The sequence below is a fragment of the Paenibacillus sp. FSL R10-2734 genome, assembly GCF_037963865.1.
Lineage (GTDB): Bacteria > Bacillota > Bacilli > Paenibacillales > Paenibacillaceae > Paenibacillus_AQ.
In genome coordinates this window covers 2837824-2851726 of sequence record NZ_CP150170.1, presented here as the reverse complement: position 1 = coordinate 2851726, position 13903 = coordinate 2837824, and the positions used below count along the sequence as shown (strand labels likewise).

The 13903-nt window shown below is 43.8% G+C and carries 10 protein-coding genes and 1 riboswitch; of the genes, 2 read left to right on the top strand and 8 right to left on the bottom strand.

The window, feature by feature from the left end; genetic code table 11:
* Nucleotides 1–2: 2 nt before the first annotated feature.
* The 6 genes from NSS67_RS12335 to NSS67_RS12310 all read right to left on the bottom strand — a co-directional run bounded on the left by NSS67_RS12335 (nt 3) and on the right by NSS67_RS12310 (nt 8522).
* Entirely contained in the window at nt 3–881 is an 879-nt protein-coding gene (locus NSS67_RS12335) for a carbohydrate ABC transporter permease (RefSeq protein ID WP_339319798.1), read from the bottom strand.
* 24 nt (nt 882–905) lie between these two features.
* Nucleotides 906–1796, bottom strand: coding sequence for an ABC transporter permease subunit (locus NSS67_RS12330; protein ID WP_339319797.1), 891 nt, complete (start codon nt 1794–1796; stop codon nt 906–908).
* 247 nt (nt 1797–2043) lie between these two features.
* Nucleotides 2044–3747 (bottom strand): sugar ABC transporter, encoded by a 1704-nt coding sequence (locus NSS67_RS12325; protein ID WP_339319796.1) that lies wholly within the window; start codon nt 3745–3747, stop codon nt 2044–2046.
* 109 nt (nt 3748–3856) lie between these two features.
* The gene (locus NSS67_RS12320) at nt 3857–5497 is read right to left on the bottom strand and encodes a response regulator (protein ID WP_339320585.1); all 1641 of its coding nucleotides are present in this window, start codon (nt 5495–5497) and stop codon (nt 3857–3859) included.
* 11 nt (nt 5498–5508) lie between these two features.
* Nucleotides 5509–7221, bottom strand: a complete 1713-nt coding sequence (locus tag NSS67_RS12315; protein ID WP_339320584.1) for a histidine kinase — start codon at nt 7219–7221, stop codon at nt 5509–5511.
* A 344-nt stretch (nt 7222–7565) separates the two neighbouring features.
* A complete protein-coding gene (locus NSS67_RS12310) occupies nt 7566–8522 on the bottom strand; it encodes a DMT family transporter (protein WP_339319795.1) in 957 nt (318 codons plus the stop codon).
* A gap of 126 nt (nt 8523–8648) precedes the next feature.
* Nucleotides 8649–8797, bottom strand: a riboswitch (FMN riboswitch).
* A 205-nt stretch (nt 8798–9002) separates the two neighbouring features.
* Between NSS67_RS12310 and NSS67_RS12305 the strand changes: the two genes are divergently transcribed.
* Nucleotides 9003–10175, top strand: a complete 1173-nt coding sequence (locus NSS67_RS12305; RefSeq protein ID WP_339319794.1) for a substrate-binding domain-containing protein — start codon at nt 9003–9005, stop codon at nt 10173–10175.
* 217 nt (nt 10176–10392) lie between these two features.
* The gene (locus tag NSS67_RS12300; RefSeq protein ID WP_339319793.1) at nt 10393–11895 is read left to right on the top strand and encodes an N-acetylmuramoyl-L-alanine amidase family protein; all 1503 of its coding nucleotides are present in this window, start codon (nt 10393–10395) and stop codon (nt 11893–11895) included.
* A 94-nt stretch (nt 11896–11989) separates the two neighbouring features.
* Here the strand turns inward: NSS67_RS12300 and NSS67_RS12295 are convergent, their stop codons facing one another.
* A complete protein-coding gene (locus NSS67_RS12295; protein ID WP_339319792.1) occupies nt 11990–12394 on the bottom strand; it encodes a VOC family protein in 405 nt (134 codons plus the stop codon).
* Between the two features lie 17 nt (nt 12395–12411).
* Nucleotides 12412–13890 (bottom strand): carboxylesterase/lipase family protein, encoded by a 1479-nt coding sequence (locus NSS67_RS12290; RefSeq protein WP_339319791.1) that lies wholly within the window; start codon nt 13888–13890, stop codon nt 12412–12414.
* Nucleotides 13891–13903: the final 13 nt, after the last annotated feature.

Sequence of the window (13903 nt, the reverse complement as noted above, 5' to 3'; positions counted from 1 at the left end):
TTCTACTCCTTTACAGAACCAAGTGTCATTCCTTTAACAAAATACTTTTGCAGGAAAGGATATACGATCAGGATTGGAGCGGCCCCGATAAATATTTGCGCGGCTCTAACCGTGGTCTGCGAGATCAATTCCATCTCCTTCGGATTAATGCTCATAGAGCTCATATCCCGTTGAATAATAACAGTCTGCAGGAAGGTTGCCAGCGGAAACTGCTTGGAATTGTTCAAATACAAGAGTCCATCGAACCAGGAGTTCCAATGGAACACCATACTAAACAGTGCAATCGTCGCAATAGACGGTAATGAAATTGGCAAGTAAATGCTGAACAAGGTACGGAAATGTCCTGCTCCGTCGATTAACGAAGCCTCTTCCAGATCTTTAGGTATACCTCGGAAGAAGTTCAACATCAGGATTACCAAGAACGTATTTACTGCACCTGGTAGAACTAGTACCCAGAAGGAATCCATTAGGCCAATCTTTTGAATCACAATGTAGAATGGAATCAATCCACCGTTGAACACCATACTGAAGACGAATAACCAAGAGTACACATTCCGGCCCTTGAAGGCCGAATTTTCTTTTGACAAAGGATAAGCTGCCAGAAAAGTAATTAAAAGTGTTAGTCCAGTTCCGAGTATAGTTCTTTGTACGGATACCCATATGGAGTGTAGGAATATCGGGTTATTCATTGTCTTTTTATAAGCTTCCAGAGAGAACTGCTTTGGCCACAAGCCCACCAGGTTGGCATCTGCCGCAGACTTGGCACTGAAAGATACAGCTAATACGTGAATCAGAGGAACAATACACATGAGTGCTAGTATGATCAGAAAACAAGTATTGAATATGTTGAAAATACGATAACCTTTAGTTTTGTAATACATAGGTTTCCCTCTTCCCTTGGTAGTTTAGAAAATGCGATATCCTGCCCATTTTTTAGCCAGACTGTACGAAACGAGGATCAGGACCATACTAATGGCTGACTTGAACAGTCCGATCGCCGTACCAAAGCCCATCTCACCATTCAAAATAGCTGTACGGTACACGAAGGTGTCGATAATATCGCCTTTCTGATAGACCAGCGGATTGTAGAGGTTAAAGATCTGGTCAAACCCTGCGTTCAATACGTTTCCTAGAGCCAAAGTACCTACAACAACAACCATTGGCAGTAGAGAAGGCATTGTGATATAACGTGTCTGTTTCCAGCGAGTAGCGCCATCTATTTCAGCAGCTTCATATAATGAAGGGTTGATACCCGCTAGAGCGGCTAGGAAGACAATCGTGTTATAACCGAATTCCTTCCATACATCTGTGAGGATGACCGTGAACCTGAACCAGTTATTATCACCTAAGAAAAAGATGGGTTTAATCCCCATGCTGCCGAGGATCTGATTGACAAAACCATCTGTAGCTAGTAAGTCTAGCAAGATCCCACCGAGGATGACCCAAGACAAGAAGTGAGGTAAATAAACCAACGTCTGAATTGTACGCTGTATGTAAACCTTACGAATCTCATTTAATAGTATGGCGAACACAAACGGCACAGCCAGATTGAAGATCATCTTCAGAACGGCAATAATCAATGTATTCCAAATGACCTGCATACTGTCATTACGTTCAAATAGATAGCGGAAATTGTCTAGTCCAACCCACGCTGATCCGGAAATCTTTAGCCATGGCTTATAATCCTGAAATGCCATCACAATTCCGCCCATCGGAATAAAGCTGAAGATGATCAGGAATATCATCGCCGGAAGCAACATCAAGTGAAAAGGCCATGTTTTTTTAAGTGTTTTCATCCTTGGTCCCCCATATCGTGTCAAGTTCTTCTGTAACCATACTCAAATTATAACAACGACAGGATTCGCCAAACAGCGAGCAAAACCAATATATATGGTACAAAACCAATCTCTTTACCACATAGAAATAGATGTTTATGTAAACGCATTCCGGTAACCCAAAACGCAAGCAAGGACCGTCCCTACAGCTGAATATACAGCTAAGGAAACGGTCCCGTATTGTGTTACTTATACACTTAACAAAGCATTATTTTACGCTGTCGTACCATTCATTTACTTCGTTAGTGATTTGATCGCCGCCGCCTGATTTCCAGGACGCCACGAAGGTATCAAAAGAATCCAGTGGTTTGTTGCCATAGATGATCTCATTGAACGTTTGGTTCTCGATCTTGTTCAGGTAATCCATCTTCGATTTCATGGTTTGAGTTGTAGGACCTGTGAACATATTTTTGAAGGATTTATCCTCTTGCGCCAGCAGGACTTTCGCAGCTGCAGGAGTATCCTTACCATAGTTTACGGCTACATCCTTCTCCAGACGTGTTGTTGGTTCAGCACCATCTGCCAGGTTAAGAAGTGCTTTCATTTGGGCATCCGGAATCCGCGCACCATCACGAACTAGCATATAACGAACACTATTCACATAACCGCCAGCAATTTGATCATTAGGTAACATCTTACCAGCCGCATCTAGTTCATAGTCATATCCTGCGAAGAGACCATTATCTAGCTCACTACCAGGCTTTGGATCAGCGAAGTTATCGAACAGATAGTTTTGATAAGTGAAGAATGCTTCTGGATTTTTCATTTTAGTGCTGATCAGAGTTACACCATTGGTGAACTGTGTACCGTGACGCATAACTTTACCATCTGGACCCTCAGGAATTTCAATTGGAGCCCATACGGCATCCGGAGCGTTCTTCACGGTATCCTGAAGCGGCCAACCACTCATCCAATAAGGTCCTGGGAGAATACCTGCTGTACCTGCCACTGCAGGCTCAGCTGTTTTGTTCTCATCCCAAAGCGCTGCTTCTTGAGGAATATAACCTTTTGCGAGCCATTCCTTCATTTTTTCCAGCCCTTGCTTCATACCTGCATTCACAGAGCCGTATTCCAATTTACCATCAGCATCTAGATTCCATTGCTGTGGAAGGGTTCCGTAAGCACCGAAGATCCAAGAAGGATCGCCCATCCAAGTGTTCATTGATGTCTTAAAGCCGATACTAAGTGGAGTTACTTTATCTGGTGCCAAGCCATCAGGGTTCTGATTCTTGAACGCATCCATAACTTTTTCCAGCTCATCGATCGTTTTAGGAGCTTGCATATTTAGTTTATCCAGCCAATCTTGGCGGATCCAAAGCACGTAATCATGGTTGTACGCGTAATCGAGTACAGGAAGACCCATTTTTTTGCCATCGCGGCTGTATTGGTTCCATACGTTAGGATCCTGTGCCATCGCTTCTTTCCAAGTATCTGAAGCATATTTATCGAACATTTCTCCCACTTCAGCATACATACCGGAATCGATCAAATCCTGAGCAATCGTGCTATCTCCCGTACCGATGGTTACAACATCAGGCATTTCCTGACCAGATGACATCGATAGGCGTAGCTTAGTTCCAAATGCACCATTCGTATCTGTGATGGACCATAGTGACTTAATGTTGATGCCGAATTTTTCTTTTGCCCACTTCGTAGCTACGTTATTCTCAATGCTTTCCCCGTTCTTGAATTTAAGCTCAGGGTCAACGCCCCATACGGTTGTAATAGTCACCTCAGGATCGTATTTATCCTTGTAGGCGTTTTCAGAATTAGTCGCTGTATTTGTAGTCGTTTCACCAGCTGTATTTTTTCCATCAGCAGCGTTATTGCCTGAACAACCTGCGATGCTACCTACCATAAGCATACTCATACACAGGAGCGGCAGCCATTTCTTTCTCTTCATCGCGCTCATTTTGTTCCCCCTTAGATTCCTTAAGTGTTGGTTATAGCTTAATTATAGGGAACGAAGATGATGTCGAATACGTCATTTAAACAAGGTTTCTGCACCTTTCTCAACCTCTCTATCCATCCCGAAATTCATTTGGTGTCATATTGTAATGTTTTTTGAACATTTTGCTGAAATATTGCGGATTCTGATATCCTAGCTCGGAAGTGATTTCATAGATTTTTTTGTTGGTGTTCTTAAGCAGATAAAGTGCGCGTTCCATCCGCATGCGGATAATATAGTCTCCAAGCCCTTCTCCTGTCTCAGCTTTATATATTTTAGATAAGTATACGGGGTGCAGATACACATGATCCGCTATCGTCTTAACCGACAGATCATGCCCAGAATGGTTTCCCACCAGCTCATGTACCTGCTTTATAATATAACTTTTCGTGTTCTGGTCACTTTCCGAGAGCTCCTTCTGAAGCTTGTCTAGCATATCAAACGCCCAGTCCTTCAGCTTGTCAAACGAAACAATTATACTCTGCGTCAACATCGGATCAAACGCATATTGGTCGATTTGCGAGATGAACTGCCCCCCTTTGTGAGCAATGTACATGAACGCATTAGTAATTGACAGAAAGACCTCATAAAGATGCTCACTTGAAAAGCGTGCATTCTCCATATCTCGGAACACATCCGCAATCTTCTGGCGGGCTATATCCCATTGCTTAGATTCCAGCAAATGAATGAGCGTTGGCGGACGATAAAGACTTTCGAGCGATTTGATGCTCATCATCTCCTGATGATGTCGATCCCCCAGATAAAGTACCGAGCCGGTTTCATTATGTGCTGCTAAATACATAGAACTTAGGCCACTCCGATATGCAGCCGTCATCCCTTCAGGGAATGCGAACCACTCCGTTACGATAAGCGATATCTGGCCCTTGAGGTAATTGCTCACACTAATTCGGAAATTAGCTATCGCTGACTTAAGGATTTGCTGTCTCGCAGCTTCGTAATTATCCGACTTCTCCAACTCTCGCTGAACTACTGGCTTCAGTTCTACAAGCAGAATTAAACAATCATGCGGTGCTTTGCAGAACCAGACATGGAACTGCTCCTTGAAGAGTTCCTCGGCAATATTGCCGATAGCATATTCCATTAAGGAAACCGAATGATGATCCATTGCGGCATAATGCTTACCCAGTTGAATCAATAACATCGACGCTTCAACATCCGATTCGAAAGAGATTTCATATTCCTTAAGCTTTAGTGCAAGCGTCCGCTCAGACAGCACCCTGCCAAGAAGTAATTCATGCATCAAATTCGCCCGCAAGACACTGTAATCGGCTTTCCGATTATAGAGAAGCAAATGATATTTATCATGTGCCTCCCATTCGTCTTTCAGAGATTCGATAGCACCGGATACACTGTTGATAAACTCCTCATCACTTACTGGCTTCAAAATATAATCAAATGCCTGCAGCTGAATAGCCTTCTTCGCGTACTCAAAATCAGAATAACCTGTCAGTAGAATCGACCGAATATCCGGCCATCTCTCACTTACCATTTCAATTAATTGCAACCCGGACATCCCAGGCATAGAAATATCAGTAACCATGATATCAATGTCCTGCTCTTCCAGTATTTGTAGTGCCTCGGCACCTGATGCCGCCTGATGCACCTGCTTTACTCCAATCTCGTCCCACGGAATGGTGCGGGCCAGACTTTCCGTTACATAAGGCTCGTCATCGACTAACAATATCTCTATCATCATATTCCCTCCTAGATGTCATCCGTATCATTGTCAGTTAGTGGTATTAACCACTGCAGTGTAACCTGTAATCCCCCGAGTGGTGATGGTGAAATCGTCAATCCTGCTTCCTCACCAAAACGCAGCCGCATTCTCTGATGTACATTCCAAAGCCCACAGCCCATTTCTTCATCCATCGCCTTGCCTAGTTTATTTTCCAATTCGATAATACCCTCTCGGCTCATGCCTTGTCCGTCATCCTCAACCGATAATGTCATGACTCTACCGTTGCATGAACCGGTAATTCGCACCAGCCCCTCTTTAGAGACGGGCTCAATCCCGTGGATAACCGCATTCTCAACCAAAGGTTGAAGAACTAGCGGTGGAAGATCTCTTTTACGCATTTGCGGCGGGATATTCACCTCATACTGAAGTCTGCTCATCCTCATTTTTTGGATTTCCAAATAGTGAGTCACGAATTCTGTCTCTTCGGATAAAGCGACTAGATCACGTTCTTGGCGGGTTGTATATCTGTAATATCGAGATAAATTATGCGACATACCGACGACAGCACCCATATTATCGAGCTTCGCCATGCTCGTAATAAATGAGAAGCAATTATAGAAGAAATGCGGATTGATCTGGGATTGAAGCTGCTTTAATCTAGCTTCGCGAACATGGATTTTCTCCATTAACACATTCTCTATCAGCTGCTGGATCTGTTCTACCATGCTGTTAAACCGTCCGGACAGAAAGCTGAACTCATTCCTACCTTTGATCTCCACCCGTGTAGAGTAGTCCCCTTGCTTCAGCCTCTGGAAACCTCCAACCAATAATCTAACGGGCACTTGCACCTGAACATATAATAAATAGGCTACGAGACAGCTCATTAATAACAATGCACTAACAGCAAAATAAAATAAGCGGTTGGAGGTTAGGATCGGATGCAGTATTTCTGACAGCGGCATATAGTCGATTAAATACCAGCCCATTTTGTCCGAATAGACTATATTTACACTGTATGACTCGCCTTCAATTTTCACAGTACGATTCTCGCTCTGATTCAGCTGCTCTTGCTCCAGCCTTTCTACTAGTTCTTTGGCTAGCAGCTTGTCGGCACTGCGGTTAAAGATAAGTCCAGTACCTTGCTTATAATAAAAAGGATCTCTTCTACCATCACTTTTGAATTTATCCAGCATATCTTCAATGTTTCGGCTGTCGAACTCTACCTTCATAACCGTATTGACCTTTTCCGGAGAGAACTCTGACATAAAGGGTGTAAAAGAAAACCATGAGAACAAGAAGCGGTCGCCATCCTGTTCCTTGATCTTTTCTACATGCCAGCCTGACTTTACTTCCCGCTTCAAATCCTCATCCGCATACGGTATAGCGTCACTTTCTGACACCATTCGATGGATGGACGGGGAGTATAGATACAACTTGCTCTTCCAGTTGGAGGAGCTTTCTTGGATACTAATTTTGGTCTGAATCCGCTTGACCAGGTTGATCGCATCCAGATTCAAATGTGTACCCTTCAAATAAGTGTCCTTTAAGCTCAAAATATCAGGATCATGAATCAGCAAGATCGGCCACGATGATAATAGCTCCATATTACTCTCTACCTGATTCTGAAAAAAACTGAGCTGATTGCTGTTCGAAGTATTTAACTCCGTGCGCAGCACATCCGTAGTCGTTTTGTTGGAATAGAAGTAGAGGATCGTAATCGGGATCAGCATAATGACCATGATACTCACGATTTTGGTAAATAAATTATATCTATACACTTTCCTTCACACCCCGACTCAAATGTCATAGCCCCTATTGTACAAATAATCTTCGCTGACGCATAGAACAAATATCCCTGCAAAATGAAGTAGATTGGCATTTCCCTGTTCAAGCGCTGTTATCGCCACTCTTATTGTAAAGGCTTAAATTAGTCTGCTATATGTTACGTACGAAACATTTCTGCAGTTTTTGCAGTCGAATGAACGAGAAAATAGTGTAGAGACATAAAAAAGGGATGATCCGAAGGCCTCTAGGCATTTCAGTCATCCCTTTATATAGTCGAATCTATTCAATGAGAGTCTACTCAGAGCGTTTGTGGTTTGGACTGTTGGCTCGATATAAAGAATAAAGCGGTCCAGATCAAAGCAAATCCGATAATTTGCGGAAGAGTAACAAGCTGCTGGAATACGATCCAGTTAATAATGACTCCCGTCATAGGAAAGCTTAGTTCAGCCAATGTGGCGAAGGAAGCTTTAGTAGTGCTAAGTCCTTTGTAATACAGAAGCATACTGAGTAATCCTGGCAGCAAAGCTTGCAGCAACAAATTAATGGCTATGGCAGCAGATGCACCAAATCCGCCATGACTCTGCCATGGTGCACCTTCTAATGTAGTGATAACGAAGAGCAAGGGTAGCGCCAAAATAAATCGTAGGGAAGTCACTGTCTCATATTTCATAGACCCAAGCAGATAACGACCCATTACTGTCGATCCACCCCACAGTGCGGCTGCTCCTAAGGCCATCAGACTGCTAACACCGATAAAGTTATTCACATGTCCAAAAGGAATACTCCAACCAAAGGTCAACAGATAGGTTCCTACCAGTGCCAGAACAATGAGAATTCCGAAATTTTTGGGCAGACGTTCTTTAAGAATTAAAGCCGCCAGACCGATCGCGAATATTGGCTGCAGCTTCTGCAGCAATAGCACTGCATTCAAATCCCCACTGGAAAGTGCCATCGTGAATAGGATTGTTGCCCCGGCGGAGCCTCCCCATGAAACAATTAACAGCGCACCTATTTGGCGTAGTCCGACGCCTTTAAGCTCGGCACGGTGACGCCAAAGAACCGGTGAAGCCGCAAAGAAAAGCACAACATGCTCCAACAGGACAATTTGCGACGAGGTTAACGACTTTAAGAGGATAATACGAAAGAGCGGATCAACGCCCCATAGTGCTGCACCGATCACAACGAGCCAAAACCCACTGCGTAGCGGAGACGTGCTGCTTACCTTAGTTGATGATGAAACTGTTACATTACTCATAATTCCATTCTCCTTGTCGATACAAACCCTCGATAAGAGACCAAAAACCCCCGAATTACCATAATAGGTAGACTCGGGGGCATTATCAATAAAGACGTACAGGATAGACTCCTAGCGCCTTTATCTTATGATCCTCTCCCATCCGGACTTTACCGTCGGCTCTGGAGTTACACCAGATCAGTCACTTCTCTGCAAGCAGAACAAGTGAGTCGCGGGCTCAGTTCGCTTTGAACATTACCGCCGGTTGGGAATTTCACCCTACCCCGAGAATCTTGTATTCCGTTGTTTTTTTCACAATCTCAGAATAAACCTCTTCTTGTAATTAGTCCAGCACTTTATGAAAATATACATAAAATTTTCATGTGTCACAGCTTTTTATTACATATTTTTTCGATAATATTCTACAGATTCATCCTAAAAGCTACTGTATAATGAAATTAAGTTTTTCCATACTTTAACAATAAATACAAGGAGGTTATAATGAAGGAATCATTCTGGACGAAGTTATTGTTCTCCTTTTTTGCCGTAGGCGGAATAGCTTTCTTAGGAGTCATAGGTTTTATATTTACTGCAATTTCCGGGGGACTTATGTTTTATACGCCACTTGTAGTGGTTTTATCTGTTGTAATCGCCATTTATGTTGTACTCCTTATATTTAATATTTTGTCACGAAAAATAAGCCGTATTGTGCTGTTATCCATCGTCGGTCTTAGCCTGCTGGCTACCGCTGGATATGAGATTAAAGCTGCTTATGTCAGCAGACTTGCCACAGTTGATGATCGGGAGGTCAATCTAACGCTGTATGAGCCTTTTGTCGAGAATTCCAAAGTAGTAAATCTGGATGAACCAGCAGATTTTCATATCGACAGTAATGCTCCTAGATTAGATGGTGCAACTGCACTCTACCCCCTGTATTCAGCTTTCGTGCAATCCGTCTATCCTGTTGGCAAATATGATCCATATGACTATAGAAACAGTCAAGTGCTTTGTACTAGTACACCAGAGGCCTACAAAAGACTAATTGAAGGTGAGACCGATATTATTTTTGTGGCTGCTCCTTCCCTCGCACAGCAGAAACATGCGAAGCGAAAAGGCGTTGAGCTGAAGCTTACACCCATCGGCCGCGAGGCTTTCGTATTTTTTGTGAATAAACGAAATTCCGTAACCGGACTAGCCGCTGATCAACTTAAAGATATCTACGCAGGTAAGATCACAAATTGGAAGACTGTTGGTGGTCCTAGTAACCGGATACGTGCTTTTCAACGGCCAGAAGATAGCGGAAGTCAGACAATGCTTCAAAAGTTTATGGGGGATACTCCACTCATGACACCACCTCAAGAAGATATAGCTGATGTTATGAGCGGAATCATTCAACAAACCTCCAGCTATCGCAATTATAAGAATGCACTCGGTTACAGCTTCTTATTTTATGCCTCAGAAATGAATCAAAGTGGAGAAATCACACTCCTATCTATCGATGGTGTAAAGCCCGACAAGAAGAGTATTCGTAGTGGACAGTACCCATTAGCCACCGAATTTTATGCTGTAACCACTCGAAATGACAATCCAAATATCCAGCCGTTCCTAGATTGGCTTCAATCCTCACAGGGGCAGGAATTGGTAGAGAAAACTGGTTATACTTCTTTGAAATAAAATCGATTGAACTTAAAGGGTCAGCAGCGCTCCTAGAATCTAGGAGTGCTGCTGACCCTCTTCACTTTATCTAGAGAAATTTTTCCTTTTTTCTCTCTTGCAAAGCGCAACTTTTGGAAACTATTGTCGTTTAAGATTTATATAAGCCGAAACTGCCTCAAAGGAAAAAAAAGTAAGTTTGCTAGAGACCAAGAAACGGGGATGGTAGGGATTGCAGATGAAGAAGTTTGGTTTTTTGGCGTTACTGCTGCTGTTGTTGGTACTGGTTCACCCAGGAACTGGTTATGCCGGCTCTGCAGAAACACACATCAATCTAGACGGCAATGATCTTAAGATTTCAAAAGAAGCACAGGTTCAAATTGTAAATGGAAGCGTGATGGTTCCACTTCGCGTCGTTGCGGAGCAGCTTGGTTATACCGTGAAATGGGATAATGTGACTAAGACTGCACTCATTGAGCAAAAGGGAACGATATTAAAGTTAATCTTGAATAATGAGATGGCAGAGGCTTCAGGGAAACAGGTTAAACTGGACAACCCTCCGTTTCTCAGTGGTACCACGACTCTCGTCCCTTTAAGATTTGTTGGAGAACATACAGGAACTTCTGTCGGTTGGGATAATGTGACCAAAACAGTATACTTAACTTCTCCAGCACCAGAGATTGGCGTAAGCGATCCAGAAATTAAAGTTCCAGACACGTCTGTAACTACACCCTCCGATAACGGATCAAATGGCAACACAGCAACCGGTGGAAACGCCTCGGTGTCTGCAGCCACAAATCTTAGCTTCGTAGATAACAAGCTGATCATAGCGGTGAACGGCAGTGTAACACCCAATGTATTCACTATGACAGATAAAGACCGAATTGTCGTAGACTTACCGAACACCAGCTTTGGAGACAGCTTCCATCAGAACCTTTCTACCGGAAAGAACCAAAACGGGCAATTAACAATTACCGATAATCCTAATGTCTCTGCAGTTCGTTATTCATTATTCAGTAGTTCCCCATCAACAATTCGGATTGTCATTGATCTTAACAGCGCTAGTAACTATAGTGTGACCAATGCTAACGATGGACTTATTATAGTGGATCTAAATGGGACAAGCACCACGCCTCCTGCAACCACTGCACCTGAAGTACCAGTCACAACACCACCACCTGTAACAAACGATACTGGCAAGAAGATTATCGTCATTGATGCAGGACACGGCGGGAAAGATTCAGGGGGCGTAAGTGTAAATAAGCTCTATGAGAAGGATTTCACGTTGCCAACTGCGCTGAAAATTGCAGAATTGTTAAAGAACGATCCAAATATTCAGGTTGTGCTGACCCGAAGTGATGATACATATCCCACTCTACAGGAAAGAGCTAAGCTAGCTAACAACCTTAAAGCTGATCTGTTCATCTCTATTCATGCGAATAGTATTCCGGAGGGCAGCAAGAGTAATCCAAGTGGCACAGAGACCTATTACACTCGTAAAGAAAGTTTACAATTTGCTCAAACTGTTCATAAGTATCTCGTAGCCGCTACGGGTCTTTCAGACCGTGGGGTTCGCCAAAGTAGTCTCCATGTCACACGAGAGACCACAATGCCTGCTATTTTACTTGAGTGCGGTTATTTAAGTAACACCAAGGATGAAGCACTACTCTTCAGTGCAGACTTTCAGGATAAAGTAGCTAATGCAGTCGTTTTAGGAATTAAAGAACAATTAGGTCGTTAACAAACTTATATAGGGAAAATCTCCCTATAAGAGCCTAAAAACGACTAAAAATGGGCGCTCCATTAGCCATATTGGCTGTGAGAGCGCCCATTTTCTATTTTATCGCGTTATTCCAAACGCTCATTCGTTCTTTTAGATTAGAGGTATGCAGCTCTAGCTGGATCCCGTCTGGGTCGAGAAAATTGACCGTCCAGCCTAATCCCCGTTTAACTGGTCCCCTAATTATTCGTACTTCGTGGGATTGGAGTACTTGGACAGCCTCCTCGAAATGCTCTTCCGCTATACTAAAGGCAATGTGGTCTACCCCAATTACATTACCCTTGGATTCGGTGTACTCAGGCTGTTCAATGAGACAAATCCAAGCACTTCCCCATTCCAGATAAACATCTGTATTCCCTTTGTGAATAAGCTGAAGGCCTAAAATACCAGTATAGAAATTCAATGAACGCGATAAATTACTCACATTCACCGTCACATGATTAAAGCCTTGGACCTTCATCTATGTTCATCCCCTCATCATTCTCCAACCAGAATAGAGATGATTCTCTTGCGTTTCTCCGACTCAGGATCATGAGCTACGTACATCTCTTCATCAAAGATCAGCGTTGCACGTTCTTCCAGAGTGTAATTGGGCCATAACATCTCGGATGTGATAGGATCTCCTCTATGCGCGAAGGCAATCCATGCATCATGCATACTATCAGACAGCTTCTGCATCGCCGGTGTAATTTCCGCACCAAGACGAGATATATGAGACAGATTATTAAAGGCAAAAGCAATTTCTGCGCCATGCACAGCTTTGTTTAACAGCGGATGACCAGGGACCGTTCCATCAAAACGGTACATCCAAACAGGCGCATAAGCCAATTGACTCTCTGCAAAGAATATAGAAGTCCCCCAGAAATAAAGATCCGTTAGAATCTCCGCCTGTCCTTCCCAGGTAGAAGAATAGTGGCCGGCAATGTCCGCTAGACTTCCAGTCCCCATCATCTGCTCCAGCGCCTTGAGCGATTCCTCAAAGTCTGCACCAGGCATTTCTCCCCTGAAAAACAAGTTACCCTCATCGCGATTGGTTCCGATCAACAATGGGATACCCTCAGCCGATCCTGATGCCACTGCCTGTGCAGGCTCTACAGGAAGCGTATTCTCATCAATGACAGGTTGAAACAACATCGCTAATGATCCACCCGTTAATTTAATGGTCATTCTTGTGGCGGCTTCAACAATTTGTTCCGCTGAAAATGAACTAATCAGGCTAGTATCCCCATCAGGCGAAATGCCTAATTCAGAAAGTAAAGCTACTGCAATATCTTTCCCCTGCTGATTTGGCAGCGTCTGGGCAGCTCCACTTTGCATGATCGCTCCAGCAAATAATCCCTTTGCAGCAGGCATTGCCAAGAGTGCTGCAATGCTCATACTGCCAGCTGACTCTCCGAATACCGTGACTCGCTGCGGGTCGCCTCCAAAGGCGGAAATATTAAGCTTCACCCATTCCAGCGCGGCGATTTGATCCAGTAAGCCTTGATTAGACGCAAATCCGTCACCTAGCGAAGACAGATGCAAAAAGCCAAACGGCCCCAGTCGATAATTAACCGTCACCAAAACTACCTTACCCTGCTCCGCGAAGCTAGTGCCATCAAACTGTGGCTGACTTCCCGCACCAGTCACAAATGTGCCCCCATGAATCCAGACCATTACAGGAAGCGCCTCGCCCGGGGCAGCAGGTGACCATACATTTAAGTACAAACAATCCTCAGAATGACGAGGTGCTATGCCACCAAAACGAGTACCTCTCGTATCCGCCGGTTGATGGCAAACTGGACCAAATTCAGAAGCATCTCTAATTCCGCTCCAAGCTTCTGGTGGCTGCGGCGCACGAAATCGAAGCTCCCCAACTGGCGGAGCTGCAAAAGGGATTCCACGCCAAACATACACGCCACCCTCCTCTCGTCCTTGAAGCTTACCATAAGAGGTTACTGCTATCGGTCCACCCATTACATTTCACCCT

Excerpts from the sequence above, each read along its gene's own strand:
- NSS67_RS12300 (WP_339319793.1), top strand. The coding sequence starts at position 10,393 with ATGAAGAAGTTTGGTTTTTTGGCGTTACTGCTGCTGTTGTTGGTACTG.
- NSS67_RS12290 (WP_339319791.1), bottom strand. The coding sequence starts at position 13,890 with ATGGGTGGACCGATAGCAGTAACCTCTTATGGTAAGCTTCAAGGACGA.
- NSS67_RS12335 (WP_339319798.1), bottom strand. The coding sequence starts at position 881 with ATGTATTACAAAACTAAAGGTTATCGTATTTTCAACATATTCAATACT.
- NSS67_RS12325 (WP_339319796.1), bottom strand. The coding sequence starts at position 3,747 with ATGAGCGCGATGAAGAGAAAGAAATGGCTGCCGCTCCTGTGTATGAGT.
- NSS67_RS12310 (WP_339319795.1), bottom strand. The coding sequence starts at position 8,522 with ATGAGTAATGTAACAGTTTCATCATCAACTAAGGTAAGCAGCACGTCT.
- NSS67_RS12320 (WP_339320585.1), bottom strand. The coding sequence starts at position 5,497 with ATGATAGAGATATTGTTAGTCGATGACGAGCCTTATGTAACGGAAAGT.
- NSS67_RS12315 (WP_339320584.1), bottom strand. The coding sequence starts at position 7,221 with ATGGTCATTATGCTGATCCCGATTACGATCCTCTACTTCTATTCCAAC.
- NSS67_RS12330 (WP_339319797.1), bottom strand. The coding sequence starts at position 1,796 with ATGAAAACACTTAAAAAAACATGGCCTTTTCACTTGATGTTGCTTCCG.
- NSS67_RS12295 (WP_339319792.1), bottom strand. The coding sequence starts at position 12,394 with ATGAAGGTCCAAGGCTTTAATCATGTGACGGTGAATGTGAGTAATTTA.
- NSS67_RS12305 (WP_339319794.1), top strand. The coding sequence starts at position 9,003 with ATGAAGGAATCATTCTGGACGAAGTTATTGTTCTCCTTTTTTGCCGTA.